This is a genomic window from Pseudaeromonas sp. HNCC25DJ180 (genome assembly GCF_055413345.1).
This window is the reverse complement of record NZ_JBVAYF010000010.1, coordinates 63645-79934: the sequence shown is the minus strand read 5'-3', so window position 1 is coordinate 79934 and position 16290 is coordinate 63645. Positions and strand designations below refer to the sequence as shown.

Annotated in this window: 17 protein-coding genes; 6 read left to right on the top strand and 11 right to left on the bottom strand. The window is 58.2% G+C overall.

Going from position 1 to position 16290, the window contains the following annotated elements; genetic code table 11:
* Positions 1-8 precede the first annotated feature (8 nt).
* The 3 genes from asr (at position 9) to ACZYTD_RS10640 (ending at position 1983) form a co-directional block, all read left to right on the top strand.
* A complete protein-coding gene (asr, locus tag ACZYTD_RS10650; RefSeq protein WP_463891909.1) occupies positions 9-587 on the top strand; it encodes an acid resistance repetitive basic protein Asr in 579 nt (192 codons plus the stop codon).
* Between the two features lie 119 nt (positions 588-706).
* Complete coding sequence (locus ACZYTD_RS10645) at positions 707-1489, top strand: trypsin-like serine peptidase (RefSeq protein ID WP_463891907.1); 783 nt, start codon at positions 707-709, stop codon at positions 1487-1489.
* Between the two features lie 89 nt (positions 1490-1578).
* A complete protein-coding gene (locus ACZYTD_RS10640) occupies positions 1579-1983 on the top strand; it encodes a bacteriohemerythrin (protein WP_463891905.1) in 405 nt (134 codons plus the stop codon).
* Positions 1984-2059: 76 nt separating this feature from the next.
* Here ACZYTD_RS10640 and ACZYTD_RS10635 read toward each other — a convergent pair whose 3' ends face one another.
* The 6 genes from ACZYTD_RS10635 to tpx form a co-directional block, all read right to left on the bottom strand.
* The gene (locus tag ACZYTD_RS10635; protein ID WP_463891904.1) at positions 2060-2605 is read right to left on the bottom strand and encodes an EF-hand domain-containing protein; all 546 of its coding nucleotides are present in this window, start codon (positions 2603-2605) and stop codon (positions 2060-2062) included.
* A 95-nt stretch (positions 2606-2700) separates the two neighbouring features.
* A complete protein-coding gene (locus ACZYTD_RS10630) occupies positions 2701-3420 on the bottom strand; it encodes an AcvB/VirJ family lysyl-phosphatidylglycerol hydrolase (protein ID WP_463891902.1) in 720 nt (239 codons plus the stop codon).
* A 40-nt stretch (positions 3421-3460) separates the two neighbouring features.
* The gene (mprF, locus tag ACZYTD_RS10625) at positions 3461-6022 is read right to left on the bottom strand and encodes a bifunctional lysylphosphatidylglycerol flippase/synthetase MprF (protein ID WP_463891900.1); all 2562 of its coding nucleotides are present in this window, start codon (positions 6020-6022) and stop codon (positions 3461-3463) included.
* 103 nt (positions 6023-6125) lie between these two features.
* Entirely contained in the window at positions 6126-6626 is a 501-nt protein-coding gene (locus tag ACZYTD_RS10620) for a L,D-transpeptidase family protein (protein WP_463891898.1), read from the bottom strand.
* A 164-nt stretch (positions 6627-6790) separates the two neighbouring features.
* On the bottom strand, positions 6791-8011 hold the full coding sequence (locus ACZYTD_RS10615) for an HD-GYP domain-containing protein (RefSeq protein WP_463891896.1): 1221 nt from the start codon (positions 8009-8011) through the stop codon (positions 6791-6793).
* A gap of 175 nt (positions 8012-8186) precedes the next feature.
* On the bottom strand, positions 8187-8696 hold the full coding sequence (tpx, locus tag ACZYTD_RS10610; RefSeq protein WP_463891894.1) for a thiol peroxidase: 510 nt from the start codon (positions 8694-8696) through the stop codon (positions 8187-8189).
* Positions 8697-8869: 173 nt separating this feature from the next.
* Here tpx and ACZYTD_RS10605 point away from each other — a divergent pair, with 173 nt between their 5' ends.
* Positions 8870-9568 carry a fumarylacetoacetate hydrolase family protein gene (locus ACZYTD_RS10605; protein WP_463891892.1) on the top strand — a complete coding sequence of 233 codons (699 nt, stop codon included), beginning with the start codon at positions 8870-8872 and terminating at the stop codon, positions 9566-9568.
* Positions 9568-10197, top strand: a complete 630-nt coding sequence (locus tag ACZYTD_RS10600; RefSeq protein ID WP_463891890.1) for an SGNH/GDSL hydrolase family protein — start codon at positions 9568-9570, stop codon at positions 10195-10197. The genes ACZYTD_RS10605 and ACZYTD_RS10600 overlap by 1 nt, the downstream gene beginning before the upstream one ends.
* Before the next feature lie 72 nt (positions 10198-10269).
* Here the strand turns inward: ACZYTD_RS10600 and parE are convergent, their stop codons facing one another.
* The 5 genes from parE to nudF are packed head-to-tail and all read right to left on the bottom strand — an operon-like array spanning position 10270 to position 14689.
* Positions 10270-12162 carry a DNA topoisomerase IV subunit B gene (gene parE, locus ACZYTD_RS10595; protein WP_463891888.1) on the bottom strand — a complete coding sequence of 631 codons (1893 nt, stop codon included), beginning with the start codon at positions 12160-12162 and terminating at the stop codon, positions 10270-10272.
* Between the two features lie 18 nt (positions 12163-12180).
* Positions 12181-12759 (bottom strand): YqiA/YcfP family alpha/beta fold hydrolase, encoded by a 579-nt coding sequence (locus ACZYTD_RS10590; protein WP_463891887.1) that lies wholly within the window; start codon positions 12757-12759, stop codon positions 12181-12183.
* On the bottom strand, positions 12759-13583 hold the full coding sequence (gene cpdA / locus ACZYTD_RS10585; RefSeq protein ID WP_463891885.1) for a 3',5'-cyclic-AMP phosphodiesterase: 825 nt from the start codon (positions 13581-13583) through the stop codon (positions 12759-12761). Before cpdA ends, ACZYTD_RS10590 begins: the two co-directional genes overlap by 1 nt.
* A 21-nt stretch (positions 13584-13604) precedes the next feature.
* Positions 13605-14048 (bottom strand): DUF1249 domain-containing protein, encoded by a 444-nt coding sequence (locus tag ACZYTD_RS10580; RefSeq protein ID WP_463892076.1) that lies wholly within the window; start codon positions 14046-14048, stop codon positions 13605-13607.
* 2 nt (positions 14049-14050) lie between these two features.
* Positions 14051-14689, bottom strand: coding sequence for an ADP-ribose diphosphatase (nudF, locus tag ACZYTD_RS10575; RefSeq protein ID WP_463891884.1), 639 nt, complete (start codon positions 14687-14689; stop codon positions 14051-14053).
* A 257-nt stretch (positions 14690-14946) separates the two neighbouring features.
* On the opposite strand from nudF, the gene tolC reads away from it, so the two are divergent.
* A complete protein-coding gene (gene tolC, locus ACZYTD_RS10570; RefSeq protein ID WP_463891883.1) occupies positions 14947-16263 on the top strand; it encodes an outer membrane channel protein TolC in 1317 nt (438 codons plus the stop codon).
* Positions 16264-16290: the final 27 nt, after the last annotated feature.

Genomic DNA, 16290 nt, shown 5'->3' with positions numbered 1-16290 from the left:
ATCTCTACATGAAAAAGTTACTCACCCTGGCCATCGCCACCGTGTTTGGTTTGTCCTCCGCCATGAGCATGGCCACCACCCAAACCACAGCGGCGGCAGCCCCTGCGGCCAAAACCGCCCCAGCCGCCCAAGTGGTCAAGGCGCCAACCACTAACGCCACCCAGCACAAGACCAAAAAGCACCAGCCAGCCGCTCAGAAAACCCAGGCAGCCAAGAAAGCCAAGCACCACAAGAAGGCCACTGCCAAGCCAGTAGCGCAAAAGACCCAGGCTGCCAAGAAGGCCAAGCACCACAAGAAGGCAGCCACCAAACCCGTAGCGCAGAAGACCCAGGCTGCCAAAAAGGCCAAGCATCACAAGAAGGCCGCTGCCAAACCCGTAGCGCAGAAGACCCAGGCTGCCAAGAAGGCCAAGCACCACAAGAAAGCGGCTGCCAAGCCCGTAGCGCAGAAGACCCAGGCTGCCAAGAAGGCCAAGCACCACAAGAAGGCCGCTGCCAAGCCCGTAGCGCAAAAGACCCAGGCTGCCAAGAAGGCCAAGCATCACAAGAAGGCTGCCAAGCACGTTAAGGCCAAGCCAGCGGCCTAAGCACCTAAGTTCATTGCACTTCCCATCCCGTAAGCGTTAGACGCAAATATTGAGGGGCCTAGCTCCTCTTTTTTTATTGGGGTATTTTACCCTTGAGACGGTTCTCATCTTTGGAGGTCATGTTGCTACGTCACCTGCTGCTCGCCACCCTGCTGTTCTCCCCTCCTCTGTTGTTTGCCGCCTCACACACCCAGCAAACCCTCTTCTTTGGTCATGATGATCGCATTCGAGTCGCCAGCAACCAGAGCCCCTGGAGTGCCATAGGTCAGGTTGAGACCGCAGATGAATCCCTCTGTTCCGGCATACTGATCGCCCCCCAGTGGTTTTTGACCGCCGGCCACTGCTTCTTTACCCCCCGAGGCCAGCAACAGGCAGCCCGCCACCTCCATCTGGCTGGCGCCCCAGAAACAGATCAGGAAATAGATAAGGTGTGGCTAGCCGCCGAACTGAAGCAACATCTGACCCCAGCGGGCGATGCGTTTATCATCACCCCCCAAGGCGGACGCTACGATGTGGCGCTGTTGCATCTGCGTCAGCCCGTCACCCAGATCCCGTCAATTCCGCTCTGGGAGGGCGACCAGGCCGCCCTACAGCAAAGTCTGATGGCCGCGGCGCATCACATCACGCAGGCTGGCTACCCCAGCGATCAACTGGAGACCCTGCTCAGCCACCCTGACTGCCGGGTTATGGCCCTGAATCGCCAGGGCATGCTTGAACATCAATGTGACACCCTGCCCGGAGATAGTGGCTCACCTCTGTTGCTGCGCACGGCTGACGGCTGGCGGGTGGCGGGAATTCAAAGCTCGGCCCCAGATGCGGAAAATCGGCAGCAGGCTGATAACCTGGCACTGGCCATACCCACAGTTATCAAGCGGCTGCACCACTGGATGAGTCATCCCTGAGACTAAGCGCCAGATCATGCTCTGGCGCTTGGCGCTTTACCCCTGAGTGTCCATACTCAAAGTAATTAGCCACCACATGGAATCTGCCCATGAAAAGCTTAATGGAGTGGAATAGTCTGCTCGCCACCGATCATGGGGAGATCGATGGTGAACATCAGGCCATGATCGACCTGTTGAACCAGTTGCATACCGCCATCTTGGCCGAGAATCCGACTCGGGTTTCCAATCTGCTGGAGCAATTTAGCTGTGTCGCCATGCAGCACTTTGCCACCGAAGAGCGGCTGATGAGCGAAGTCTCCTACCCTCACCTTGAGCGCCATAAGGCCCAGCATGATGAATTCGCCGAGCGGGCCCAGAACCTGCACGAGGAGATATTGCTCGGGCGCCTGGTTCTCAATGCGCAACTGACTGAGGCTATCCGCGAGTGGATGCTGGATCATTTCCAAGGCGAGGATCGAGAGTTGGGGCAGTACCTATTCCAGCAGCGGCTCTAACCTCGCGCTCGGGCCGGAAGCGGAAACAGCGATGCCAGGCACAGGCCTGGCATCGTCATTAACAACCGAAGGGATCTTACTCGGCGCTACGCAGTTTCTCGTGCACGGCGCGCATGCCATCCCGCAGCTCATCTTTGCTGATCACCCCATCACCGTTCTTGTCCAGCGTGGCAAAATCGGGGGTAGCGGCTTCAATCTTGGCTTGACGCTCCTTACGCAGCTCCAGCAGCTTGGCATACTCAGCTTTATCCAGATTGCCATCTTTGTTGGCATCCGCCTTGGCATACAAGCTATCGCCATGGCGCGGCATCTTGTTGTTATGCATCATCTTATGCGGCATGCCAGCCCGCATCTCTTCCTGGCTGACGCTACCATCGCCATCCTTATCCAGGGTCTTGAAGTCCGGGCGCTGGGCCTGCAGCTGTTGCATGCGCTCGTCACGCAGCAGCTCCAGTTTGGCAAATTCAGCGGCATCCAGCTTGCCATCTTTGTTGGCATCTGCCTGTTGGAACAGCTTAGGAGCCTTGGTGGGGGTGGGCGCCTGGGCATCAGCCGCTGCCGCCATGCCAGCCGTAGAAACCAGCAGAGTAAAGATCAGGGTATTACGTACAGTGGTGTTCATGGTTGCTCTCCTCACTTGGTATGAGCCAATCCTAGTCCAGGCTTGTCGCAGAAGTTTGTCTTCCTACCCTTAATTTGTGACAAATCATGGCAAACTCACGCCCCAGGCGCCTTATCCAAGCTCGGCAGCAGGTGACGCAGGATCAGATGCGCCAGCTGCGAATAGTCATCTTCGAAGTGGTGCCCACCCGTCAGCCCCAAGGAGGTGACATTCTGTTGCTGCAGACGAGGGCAGAGCAGATCAGGATCATCATCCTCCAGCCCATAGAAGCAGAGCAGGGGAATATCCTGGATCCTCTTGATCTCCGGCTCGGTTGCATATTGCCCCAACTGGCTGGTACTGAGCATCTCCGACACATGAATTTCAAAATCAGAGGAGGTCGAGGGCGAGAGCATGACCGCCCCCATAACGTGCTGCCGATAGGCTGGCGGCAAGCGATTGAGCACAAAGGGTACAATCTCGGCGCCAAACGAAAAACCGATGAGCAACACCTGACGCTTCTGCCAGCGCGGGCCATAGCGATCCAGGATCCGCACCAGATCATCGGTCACCTGCTGCGGTGTTTTTTTCGTCCAGTAGTAGGTCAATGAGTTCCAGCCCACCACGGGCAAGCCGCGGAGTTGCAGCTGTTTGCTAACCCCTTTGTCCAGCTGTGCCCACCCACCGTCGCCACTGAGGAAGATCACCAAGGGAGCATCCGCCTGGTTCACCTTGGTGGGCAGCAGCGTCAATCCCAGGCTGGAGAGGGGATCTTGCGGTGCCGCCGCATAGGCTGGCACTAGCCAGCAGAGCATCAGGATCCAGAATAAACGCACAACGCCTCCCTCTTTATGCACAGCACTCACCATGCCGCTTCTATTTATGGACCACGCCTAGCGCCCCGCGGCTGATAAGGCTGACCAGATTGGTCAGAACCAGCGGTAGAGTCATACCTCCCGGGCAGAGCAAATAGCGTGGTTGCCAATCAGGGTGGTACTTATCTTTATAACGGTGCAACCCCTGGAAATTGTAGAAGCGCCCACCGCTGGCATAGAGACGTGAGGCCATCTTATTCCAAAAGGGCGCCAGCGGGTGAGCAGCAAACCCCGCCATGGGCGCCATCCCCAGATTAAAGCGGGCATAGCCCTGAGTCTGTCCCCACAACATCAACTCGGTAAAGAGGAAATCCATCACGACGCCATTGGCTAACGCCGGGTGATAACGCATCAGATCGACGGAGAGCTCCTGACGGCACTCACTGCTCCAGAGATTGGCAAATCCGGCTAACTGGCCCTGACTGCAAACCAGAGCGACCGGCCCCCGACACAGATAGCGCTCCTGGAAGTAGCCGACGGAGAAACCCTTCTCCCGCCCCTGTTTGGCCGCCAGCCAGCTATCGGAGATCTCTCGCAGCTCAGGCAACAGCTCAACCACCTGATCCGCCGGCAACACGCTGAAGCTGAGTCCTTCACGCACGGCTTTGGAATGGCTCTGCCGCAAGGTGCGCAACGTGCTACCCATCAGGCTAAAGCTAGCCAGATCGACTATGGCCTCCTCCCCCAAGCGGAACGGCGTCAGCCCCAACTCCAAATAGGTGGGTAAACGCTCGGGTTTCACCTGATAGAAGACAGGCCAACCATCATAGAGGTCGCAAAGCTCGCGGAATTGCCACAGCAACTCATCGAAGCGGGAAACCTCGCCGACCGGATCCCCCATCACCACCCAGCTACGGCCGGCGATGGCATACATGATGAAAGCCTCGCCGCTGTCATGAAACAGCAGGAACTTATCGCCCAGCAGGGCCAAATGACCATGGGAGTCGGGAGCCTGCTGGATGAGCGTCTGCGCCTGAGCTAACTGCGCCTCATCGGGTAGTGCCGGGCGCTGGCGGCTGCCATTGAGCAGATAAGCCACGCCAGCGGCAGCCGTCACCCCTATGACCGAGCCCAAGGCCCGCAAGGCCCGGGAGACATCGCCCTCAGGCGAAAAATCCAGCCATAATTGATGGCTGTAATCCACCTGACGGAAGGAGAAGAGTAACAGCCAGCCGCCGCCCAACAGGACCGCCAGAAAGGCCACACACCACCCCACGGAGAAGGGCGCATTGATGAGAGAACCACGGCGGTAGAAGAGGGAGCGACAGGGCCAGAAGAGCACAAACAACACGCTGAGCAGGGAGGCCTCTTCCCAATCCAACCCCTTGAGCAGGGAGAAGAGAATGCCACACAGCAGCAGCAGCTGCGTCACCCGGAACGCCGAGTCATACCGACGATAGAGACTGCGGGCCAGCAGCAGCAACAATACCCCACTGATACTGCCCATCAGGTGGGAGAGTTCCAACAGCGAAAGAGGCAACACCTCGTGTAGCCAGTTCAGCCGGCTTTCGATCCCCGGCGTAAAACCTGAAAAGAGCAGCAGGGTTCCGGCCGCAAAGGTGCCTAAACTGATCAGTGACGGCAAGAGCTGCTGCACGCCACTCAACAGGGATTGCACCGCCTGCCATCGCTTGTTATGCAGGAAACACTCCATGCCAGCAAACAGTCCCAGCGCCGAGAAGAAGGGCACCACATAGTAGAATACGCGGTAGAGGATCAGGGCACCGAGGATCTGAGAAGGGGGCAACTGGGGAGCCAACAACAGGGTCACCACGGACTCAAAGACCCCAATGCCACCGGGCACATGAGCCATCACCCCCAGCAGATTGGCCACCACAAACACCCCCAGCACATGGCCATAACTCAGGCTATCGCTGGCAGGCAGCAACACATAGAAGACAGCCGCTGCGGCCATCCAATCGGCAATCGCCACCGCCATCTGAGCCACGGTATCGCGAAACCTAGGGATGGGCAGGCTGTAACCCCGAAAATGGAGCGGGCTCTGCCGCAGCAAAGGGAGCAGCAGATAGCTCAAGGCCAGACCCGTCGCAAGGTAACCCACAGAGTGCAGCAGGGGACGCAGCCAGAAGGGCAACGCCAGGGTCACGGGGAGATCCTTGAGCAAGGGCCCCAGAGCGATACCGCCCACCAAAAACAGCCCCAGGAAGAAGGTGACGGAACAGAAGAAGACCACGCGAGTGACCTGGCCGGTACTGAGTCCCAAGGCGGTATAGAAGCGATAGCGAACCGAGGTGCCGGTCAACAGGGCAAAACCCAAGGTGTTGGAGAAGGTATAGGCAATGAAGGAGGTGAGCGCCACCTTGCCATAGGGGAGATCGGCCCCTACCTGTTTGACCGCCAGATAGTCATAGAGGGTCAGTAACAGGTAACTACCCAGGGTAAACAAGCCGGCCAACACCAGACGCGAGGTAGGGTATTGTGCCACCTCGGCCATCACATCATGCCAGTGATATTGATGATCGATGTGGTATAGCACCACCAGCGCCAGCACAAATAGCAACAGGCTGATGCTGATCCCCAGCCAAACACGCCACCGCCCCATCCTTACACTCCCGTTTACAGTCAGAAAAGAGCAACGGCAGGCATGATGAAGCAGGGGAGAGGGCCAGACAAGCCCTCAATCCAAAGAATTAAAGGGCTAAAAATCAGGGGCGTATTTCGATGGGCGTTCCCGGGTCTACCATCTGCCACAGCTCATCCATCTCGTGGTTCAGCAGGGCAATGCAACCATTGGTCCAGTTGGAGTTTTGTACCGCGGGTTCATCTTCCGGCAGGCGGTTGGGCTGACCGTGGATCATCACCATGCTGCCTGGATCCTCTACTCCGTACTCCCGAGCCCGCCGCAGATCATTCAAGTTGGGGTAGGAGATGTGGATCGCCTTGTAATAACCCGAGCTGTCTTTCTTGTAATCCAGCAGATAACGCCCTTCCGGGGTTTTCAGATCGCCCTTGCGCAGCTTGGCGCCCTTGGGATTCTGCCCCAGTGCAATCCAGAAGCGTTTGATGGGTTTGCCATCTTTGAGTAGCTCCAAGCTATATTGTGATTTCTTGACCACGACCAAATCAGCCTTGGGCAGTGAGGCGTGAGCCGCGGAAAGCCCAAAACACAAGAATAAGGCCACCCACCACGCAACATGACTCTTCATAATTCCCTCTATCTAACCACAGTTATTCACGCCTTGGCGCGAGCCAAAATGACGACCACTCCCTGGTGGACTCTGGCATTGGCGGTCACATCTTATGGATTTCTGCCCAGCACACAACTGCTGTCATGCCGGTTCCGCCGTTATTTTTTTACATCGGCCTCATATTACGCCGGCTCATGCTGTCGAGCCAGCCGATAGGCCTCATCTGCATGCAACAACAAGAGCCCCACCAGCTCGGGATCCAGTTTGCCTCGGGCCACCATCTGGGTCAGCACCTCGCGGGCCGCCGCCAAGGCCAGGGGCGGCCGATAGGGCCGATTCTGTACCAGGGCCTGAAACACATCGGCCACGGCTATGATCCGGGCGGCTATGGGGATCTCCTCCCCCTTCACCCGCCTGGGATAGCCCAAACCATCCAGGGTCTCATGGTGCATGGCGGCAATATGGGCTATCTCACCAAAACCGCCGATACGGTTGAGGATCTGCTCAGTATCGAAGCTGTGATGATTCATCACCCTGCGCTCATGCTCATCGAATGGCCCCTGCTTATCCAAGATGGAATCTGCCACCCTGAGTTTGCCCAAGTCATGGAGCAGGGCGGCCAGCACCACACACTCCTGCTCGGCCTGGCTCAGCCTGGCCACCTGGGCCAATAGCTGGGCCACGCCCTTGACACCCAGGGAGTGACGATAGGTAAAGCGACTCTTGCCATCCACTATGCTGGCAAACATCAGCGCCAGCTCCAGCAAGGCGGGATACGCTATGGGTTGTGATTCGGCATGACGCAGCCAGTCGACAAAGAAGCCATCGAGCGCCTCCGCCCCAAGGGAAAACCAGAAACCGTCATTGTCTGAGGCTTGTAGGAAGAGCTGGCACAACTCGGGGGCAAACTGGGTACCGGCATGGTCGGTGATCACCCGCCGCCACCGCTCAGGCTCATAGCCGTCGCCGCTCTGGGTGCGCAGGGCATCCACTCTATCCACCAGAAACAGGAGATTGGCCTGCCTCATCACACTCTCGGCTAACCCCAGAGTGTGTAATAGAGCCCAATGGGTGTGGTGATAGCGGATAGGCAGCGCCAAGTGCGCCAACAGCCCCGTCTGTTGCAGCAACTCGCTGCCGTGTCGGGCGTGGTGTTCCGAATCAGCCCACTCCCACTCCTCCACCAAGTGGCGATGCACCTGAGTGCTGGAGACCCCACAATCATGGAGCAGGCCGAGCAGGATCAGTTGATCTTGCTCCGCCTGCGACCAGCCCGCCACCCGTGCGCACTCGGCTGCCATGCGGGCCACCCGTTTACCATGGCTCACATCATCTATGCCCACATAATCCAGGGCCGAGGCCAGCGCCAGGATCACCTCATGCAGAACGATAGCGTAGCTCACCGCTATTCCCTTATTTAGCCCGCCATGATCCAACTATAGGCCAGAACTGAGCAAAAATGCGGCTCGCGCGGAGGGAAACGAAGTGAAATCCACAGGAAAATGAAGAGAAATTGGCTGGAAAAAAAGTAGGAGACAGCGGCGATAACCTGACGCTATCGCCGCAGCAAATTATCCCTTACGCCAGGGCAGCCAGGGCAGCCAGGGCGGCCGCATAGTCGGGCTCATGGGTGATCTCGGAGACCAGTTCGCTGTGCAGTACGCGATCATTTTCATCGAGCACCACCACGGCCCGAGCCGCCAAGCCGGCCAGTGGACCCGAGACTATGGCCACGCCGTAATTTTCTAAAAACTCGCGACCGCGCAGGGTGGAGAGGGTCACCACCTTATCCAGCCCCTCGGCCCCACAAAAACGGGCCTGAGCAAAGGGCAGATCGGCCGAGATGCAGAGCACAGCGCAATTTTCCAGCTTGCTGGCCTCAACATTGAAGGTGCGCACCGAGGTGGCGCAAACAGCGGTATCCACGCTGGGGAAGATGTTGAGCACCTTGCGCTGCCCGGCAAAATCCTCTAGCGCCACGTCGGCCAGATCCTTGGCCACCAGACTAAAGGGTTGGGCCATTTCGCCCACGGCAGGGAACAGGCCAGCGACGTCGACAGGGTTGCCAGCCAGGGTAACTTGACTCATTTTGAACTCCTCGAGCAGAAAAAAGGGAAGGGGAGTATCAATTGTTAATACTCTGTTGCCAGTATAGGCCCAAACTAGCCAAAACATTGACCGGGAGTTTGTAGGGTTATGGGCTTGCCTTCCCGGCGCCAGTCGGCAAGCATGGGGGGAACCCCCTCTGGAGTAGCGTCACCATGCTGAACTCATTTTCCTGGCACACGGGAGAGACGATTCCCCTGCCTCCTGGCAAGCTGGTCTGTGTCGGCCGCAATTATGTGGCGCACGCCGACGAACTGGGCAACGCGGTACCCGATGAACCCCTGCTCTTTATCAAACCCAATACCGCTCTGACCCCCTTAAGCCCAAGTTTTACCATACCGACCCATAGTGGCGTGGTGCATCATGAAACCGAGCTGGCCCTGCTGATAGGCCACCCCCTGCGCCGAGCCACCATAGCCGAGGCACGAGAGGCGCTGTTGGGCATAGGCCTGGCCCTGGATCTCACCCTGCGGGATCGGCAGAACGAACTCAAGAGCCTGAGCCACCCCTGGGAGAAGGCCAAAGCCTTCGACGACAGCGCGCCGCTCTCCCCCTTCTGGCCTATCAGCGAATTTGCCGATCTGCAAGCCATCCGCTTCACCCTGGATCGCAACGGCGAGCGGCGCCAGAGCGGCGACTCCGGTCAAATGATCTGGGATATGCTGAGCCTGACCGCCTATATCTCCCAGCACTTCACCCTGTTACCCGGTGATCTCATTCTCACCGGCACACCGGCCGGGGTGGGCCCTCTGGCACCAGGCGATACCCTGCAACTGCAACTGGCCGACTATGCCCCGCTGCTCAGCCGGGTCAGAGCCGAAGCCACTCGCGAGCAACCAGAAGGATCGCTGTGATGCGCCCACTGCTCTGCTTCGGCGACTCCAACACCTGGGGCTTCAACCCGGAAAATCGCGAGCGCTACCCCTACCCTCTGCGCTGGACCAGCCAGTTGGCCAACCACTTGGGCGCCGACTTTTCGCTGCTGGTCGAAGGGCTCAATGGCCGCACCACCTGCTTTGATGATCCCATAGAAGGCAAGATCAAGAATGGCCTGCGCTATCTGGAGATGGTGCAGCAGAGCCACAAACCCTTGGCCGGCGTGATCCTGATGCTGGGCACCAACGATCTGAAGGCGCGCTTCAATCAGAGCGCCTTCGACATAGCCCAGGGGGTGCAAAAATTGGTCGAGCTCTGCCAGCAGCCCCAATTTGGCTCGGGTCTCGCCCCCGAGGTACTGCTGGTGGCCCCCGCCCCCATACTGGATATCGAGGCCACCCGCGAGAAGCTGGCGGGCGGCGTGGCCAAGGGGCAGCAACTGGCGCACTACTATCGTCAGGTGGCCGAGACAACGGGTTGTCGCTTTCTCGATGCGGGGCAACATGTGAGTGCCGACCCCAGAGATGGCGTCCACCTCTCCATCGAGAGTCACCACACCCTGGCCCGGGTACTGGCAGAGTACCTCAGGCGCGAGATCTGGCCCTAAAGGTGCTGACCTGCATAAAAGAAACCCCCGCTGTTATGGCGGGGGCGTCTATTCAACCAGGGATAAAAAAAATCAACTCACCTGGGCCAGGTTGCCCTTCTCCTCCAGCCACTCCCGGCGATCCGGGGCGCGCTTCTTGGCCAGGAGCATGTCCATCAGTTGCATGGTGTCATCCCCCTCTTCCAGCGTGAGCTGCACCAGCCGACGGGTATTGGGATCCATGGTGGTTTCGCGCAGCTGCTTGGGGTTCATCTCACCCAACCCTTTGAAACGGGTCACCTGGGGGGTGCCGCGCTTCTTCTCGGCTTTGAGACGCTCCATCACCCCCTCCTTCTCGCTCTCATCCAGGGCGTAGTAGACCTCCTTGCCCAGGTCGATACGATACAGAGGCGGCATGGCCACATAGACGTGCCCCTGCAGCACCAGAGTACGGAAATGTTTGACGAACAGGGCACAGAGCAGGGTGGCGATATGCAGACCGTCTGAATCCGCATCAGCCAGAATACACACCTTGCCATAACGCAACTCGGAGAGATCCTCCGAGTCCGGATCCAGGCCGATGGCGATGGAGATGTTGTGTACCTCATCTGAAGCCAGTACCTCGGAGGCATCCACCTCCCAGGTATTCAGTATCTTGCCGCGCAGCGGCATGATGGCCTGGAACTCCCGATCCCGCGCCTGTTTGGCACTGCCACCGGCGGAGTCCCCTTCCACCAGAAACAGCTCGCCGCGCATGGGATCCGTACAGGAACAATCGGTGAGTTTGCCGGGCAGAGCCGGCCCCTGGGTTACCTTCTTGCGCACCACAGTCTTGGCCGCGCGCAGACGCTTTTGCGCACTGGTGATGCACATCTCGGCGATCTGGCTACCCAGTTCGATATTGACGTTGAGCCAGAGGCTGAAGGCATCCTTAACCACACCGGAGACAAACGCCACGCATTGCCGGGAGGAGAGCCGCTCCTTGGTCTGACCGGCAAACTGCGGATCCTGGATCTTGACCGACAAGATGTAGGCGCAGCGATCCCAGATATCTTCCGCTGTCAGCTTGATGCCTCGCGGCAACAGGCTGCGCAGTTCGCAGAAGTCGCGCATGGCATCCAGCAAGCCCTGACGCAAGCCATTGACGTGGGTGCCGCCCTGTACGGTCGGGATCAGGTTGACGTAAGACTCGGCCAGGCTCTCGCCCCCCTCGGGTAACCAGCAGAGCGCCCAGTCGATGGCCGACTGGTCGGTGCTGAGACTGCCGGTAAAAGGCTGCTCAGGCAGGCAGATAGACTCTTTGACGGTATCGATCAGGTAATCGCGCAAGCCATCCTGGTAACACCACTCGTGACGCTCACCGCTCTGCTTATCCTCGAAGCTGATGGTGAGACCAGGGCAGAGTACCGCCTTGGCTTTGAGCAGGTGCACCAGACGGGAGACGGAAAACTTGGGGGAGTCGAAATAGCTGACATCTGGCCAGAAGCGCACACGAGTCCCACTGACCCGGCGGCCACAGGTGCCTGTGATGGCCAGCTCGATGGCCTTATCGCCATTGGCAAACGCCATCTCATAGACCTGACCATCACGCTTGACGGTGACCTCGACCCGAGTCGAGAGGGCATTGACCACAGAGATACCCACCCCGTGCAGACCACCGGAGAATTGGTAGTTCTTGCCCGAAAATTTACCCCCGGCGTGCAATTTGCAGAAGATGAGCTCAATGGCGGGCACCCCCTCCTCCGGGTGGATGTCCACCGGCATGCCGCGGCCATCATCGATCACCTCCAGGGATTGATCCTCATGGAGTATCACCTGGATGGAGCGGGCATGGCCCGCCAGCGCTTCGTCCACGCTGTTGTCGATCACCTCCTGCCCCAAATGATTGGGCCGGCTGGTATCCGTATACATGCCGGGACGACGACGAACGGGTTCGAGGCCCTTCAGGACCTCAATGGCATCTGCCTGATAGTTGCTGCTAGTCATGAAGAGGGATTCTGCTGCTTAGAGTTGGAGGAATCTTACAATCTCGGGACAGTAACGCTCAAATCCGTTGAAGGCGTGACAGCCTCCCGCCTCGAGGGTGGTGGGGCAGGCTCGATAGTAGTCCACTGCCTGACGGTAATCGAGAACTTCATCACCCGCTTGCTGCAATAACCACAGCCGCTCAGGCACGCTTGGCGCCTCACTATCCAGCGCGGCCAGTTCGGCCATATGCTGGGGCGCCAACAGATAGCGCACCCCGGTATAGGGGTTGATCTGCTCACCCAGGTAGTGTTGCAACAGATGTTGTGGATGAACCGCCGGGTTGACCAGCACAGCGGGCAAGTGGAACCGTTCGGCCGCACAGGTGGCCCAGAAGCCCCCCAACGAGCTGCCGATGAGACCACAAGGCCCCTGAGCGGTGAGCGTCTCCAGCAGGGAGCAGATCATATGCCAAGCCGCCGTCGGTGTATCCGGCAGGGTGGGCACCCGATACTGGATGTCGGGCCGCGCCACGGCCAGATAGGCACCCAGTTGGCAGGCCTTGGCCGAGGCGGCCGAGGAGTTAAAACCATGCAGATAGACCAGGCTGGATTGCATCAATAACCGCCAGCGGCCCCATCGGGAATGAAGCAACCCGGCGGCAAACGATGAACCTGGGTTTCGATGTGGCCATCGGCATGGAGTTGCAGATAACGCCAGCCCGGCCCCTTACTATCGAGACCAAAGTCGCGGCTCAAGGGTTCAAATTGAATGCAGGTAGAGGGGGATGAGATGAAGCGCACCCCGTTGTGTTCCACATCTGTCTCCTGATGCACATGGCCACAGAGCACCACCCGGACATTATGGTAGTGAGCCAGCAGCCCTAGCAGATCGGGCGCGTTCTTCAGATCATGCTGATCCAGCCAGGTGCTGCCGACCGGGAAGGTATTGTGGTGCAGACAGATGAGAGTGTAGCGATCGGGCTCTGAGCTCAGACAGCGCTCCAGGAAGCTCATCTGATCCGGTTTCAACCAGCCATGAGGCACACTGTAGACCTGGGTATCCAGCAAGAGGATCTGCCAGTTGGGCAATAACAGTTGGCGGGCGTCGCTGATGCCAAAATCGGGCATCACCCGCCGCATCAGGGGGCCGTCGTCGTGATTGCCGGGCAACCAGAAGAGAGGGCGCGCCAGCGGGCGCACCATCTCCACAAAGCGCTGGTAGGAGGCAACGGTGAAGTCTTGGGAGAGATCACCGGTGGCCAGCACCAAATCAAAGGGTTGCTGCTGGGCCTGGATAGCCGCCAGCACGGCACCGAAGCTCTCTGCGGTGCGAATGCCCAGCAGCTGCCCCTCCGCCTGCGCAAACAGGTGGGTGTCGGTGATTTGGAGCAAGCGGATCGGCTCGTCGCCGGCGCTAATGGCAAGGTTGACGGTATCCAAGTAGGCTAGCTTCTCGCTTAATCAGTCCGGTATGAATTCAAACACACCATAGCCTTGAGTCAGACAGAAATGCAGCCACTCCGCCAGGAAATGATTGCACTGCTCCTTCTCATCCCTATGATGCATTTTTGGGTTAGGATAATCATAGCTGGGCCGCAGGCGGGAAATCTGCTGACTGACACACACTTCGGCCATCCGTGCATCATGATACAGACGCACCTGTAAATACGCCCTTAAATAATGTGGTAAACTTTCATTATTTTGAGCCACTTCAAGCAAGCTAGTAAAACGGCTCTCCTCCAGCACCCGCAGATGAAACTCCAGGCCATTGGCGGCTGAGAAGGCATAACCCTCTCGTTCGAACGCAGCCAACGGCATCAACTTCATCAAGCTCATGTAGTTGGTTTCGCAAACTCTATGAAAGTTTGCCAGATCCGGCACATGACGCCGACGCTGCAAAACCATGCTCACTCAGCACCCCATTGCGTCTTAATCTGCGCCAGGTGTAGCTGCAACCACTGCAGGGCAATGACGGTAGCCGCATTATCGATACGCCCCTCTTCTACCCAACGATAGGCCTGCTCCCGACTCACCACATGCAGGCGAATATCTTCCCCCTCATGAGCCAGGCCATGCAGCCCGCTCGCCAGTTGGCTATCTACTTCACCGATAAACACATCGATCCGCTCCGTGGTGCCGCCCGGGCTCACCAGATAGCTCAAGGCAAAGTGACTGCGACCCAGGGTCAGACCCGCCTCTTCGATGGACTCCCGCGCAATGACACCACCGGCTTCTTCCCCCGGCTCTATCATGCCAGCCACCATCTCCAGCAACCAGGGGTTGCGCTGACCCTCGATGGCACCGATACGAAACTGCTCCAGCAGGACCACCTCATCGCGCTTGGGATCATAGGGCAACATGGCCGCGGCATGACCCCGCTCGAACAGCTCCCGGGTCAGGGGCGCGCTCCACCCCCCGGCAAACAGTTTGTGCCGCAGGGTATAGCGGTTCATGCGAAAAAAGCCGCGATAGCAGGACTCCTGCTGCAGTATCTCCACATCGGCGGCGGTAAAGTGCTCGTGCTGTGCTAACGGTTGGGTAGGCATTGTAGACTCCAACAGAGCCATAAATTGGCTAGAAAGATGAAAGGGGGGCGTCATGGAGCAAGGCTGGCAGGTTAACCTTAACCCAGCGTCAATGGTAAGAGGTAACCTAGTTTTTTTCATACTAAAGCCGCTATATTAATGTCTTTGCACCTTTTTTTCCTTACACTCATCTGAGTCAGCGTCGTCCACCCATCTTCTCGCGACGCGCATCCCATCGTCAGCCGCCTCCCCAACGGGAACATGGAGAACAACCAGCTATGAACAAACGGATACTATCAGCCCTCATACTGATGAGCCTCAGCGGAGTGAGCCACGCAGAAAACCTGCTCGACATCTACCATCAGGCCCAAGAAAAAAATCCGCAGTTGCTAGAAGCCAAGGCGCAACGCGATGCCGCATTCGAGAAGATCAATGAGACTGATGCCGCGCAACTGCCACAGATCAATTTGGGCGCCGATGCCAACTACCAAAAGACCAATCAGGATGACAAGCAAACCGCAGGCACAGCCGGTGCCACACTGGGGCTGACCCAATCCATCTACCGTCGTAGTAACTGGATCAACAGTGACATCACCTCCAAGGCCGCCACCCAGAGCGATGTAGCCTACAACCTGGAGAAGCAGAACCTGATGGTGAACACCGCCAACGCCTACTTCTCCGTATTGTCAGCCAAAGATACGCTTGAATATGTCAACGCCAACCAGGAGGCCTTGAAGCGCCAGTTGGACGAGACCCAACAACGCTACAACGTGGGCATGACCGCCATTACGGATGTGCATGAAGCCAAGGCAGCCTATGACCTGGCCACCGCCGATGTGATCACGGCGGAAAACAACTTGGCCAATAGCTACGAAGGGCTACGCCAACTGACGGGCACCGACCACAAACAGTTGGAGTTGTTGGATACCCAGCGCTTCAGCCCTGCCGCCATCGGCGAGAGCTCGGATAATTGGATGAAGCAGGCGGAAGAGAACAACCTGCAACTGCATCAACAGCGCATCGCCAAGGATATCGCCAAGCAGCAGATCGACCTTGCACAAACCGGCAATGAACCGACGCTGGATCTGGGCGCCAACCTGGGCAGCAACTACACCAACTACAAGAACGATGGCCCCAGCTACGATGATGGCACCCTGAACTCAGGGAACATAGGCTTCAAGTTCAACCTGCCGCTCTATACCGGTGGCGCCGTAGACTCCCAGGTCAAGCAGTCCCAATTCAATTTTGTCGCCGCCAGCGAAGCCCTGGAGAAGAGTCATCGCAGCGTGCAAGCGGACCTCTACCGCAACTATAACGATGTCAATGCCGCCATTGGCTCGGTACGCGCCTATCAGCAGTCCGTCATCTCCGCCGAGAGTGCCCTGACCGCCACCCGCGCAGGCTATGAGGTGGGTACCCGCACCATAGTCGACCTGCTGGACTCCACCAAAAAACTCTACTCGGCCAAGCAACAGCTCTCTGCCGCCCGTTACAACTACATCCTCAAGACCCTGCAGTTGAAACTGACCGCCGGCACCTTGAAGGAGCAGGATCTGGTTGAAGTGAACCAGGGCCTGAACAAGAGCGGCTCTTAAACACCAGCAGTGACAACAAGGGCGCCT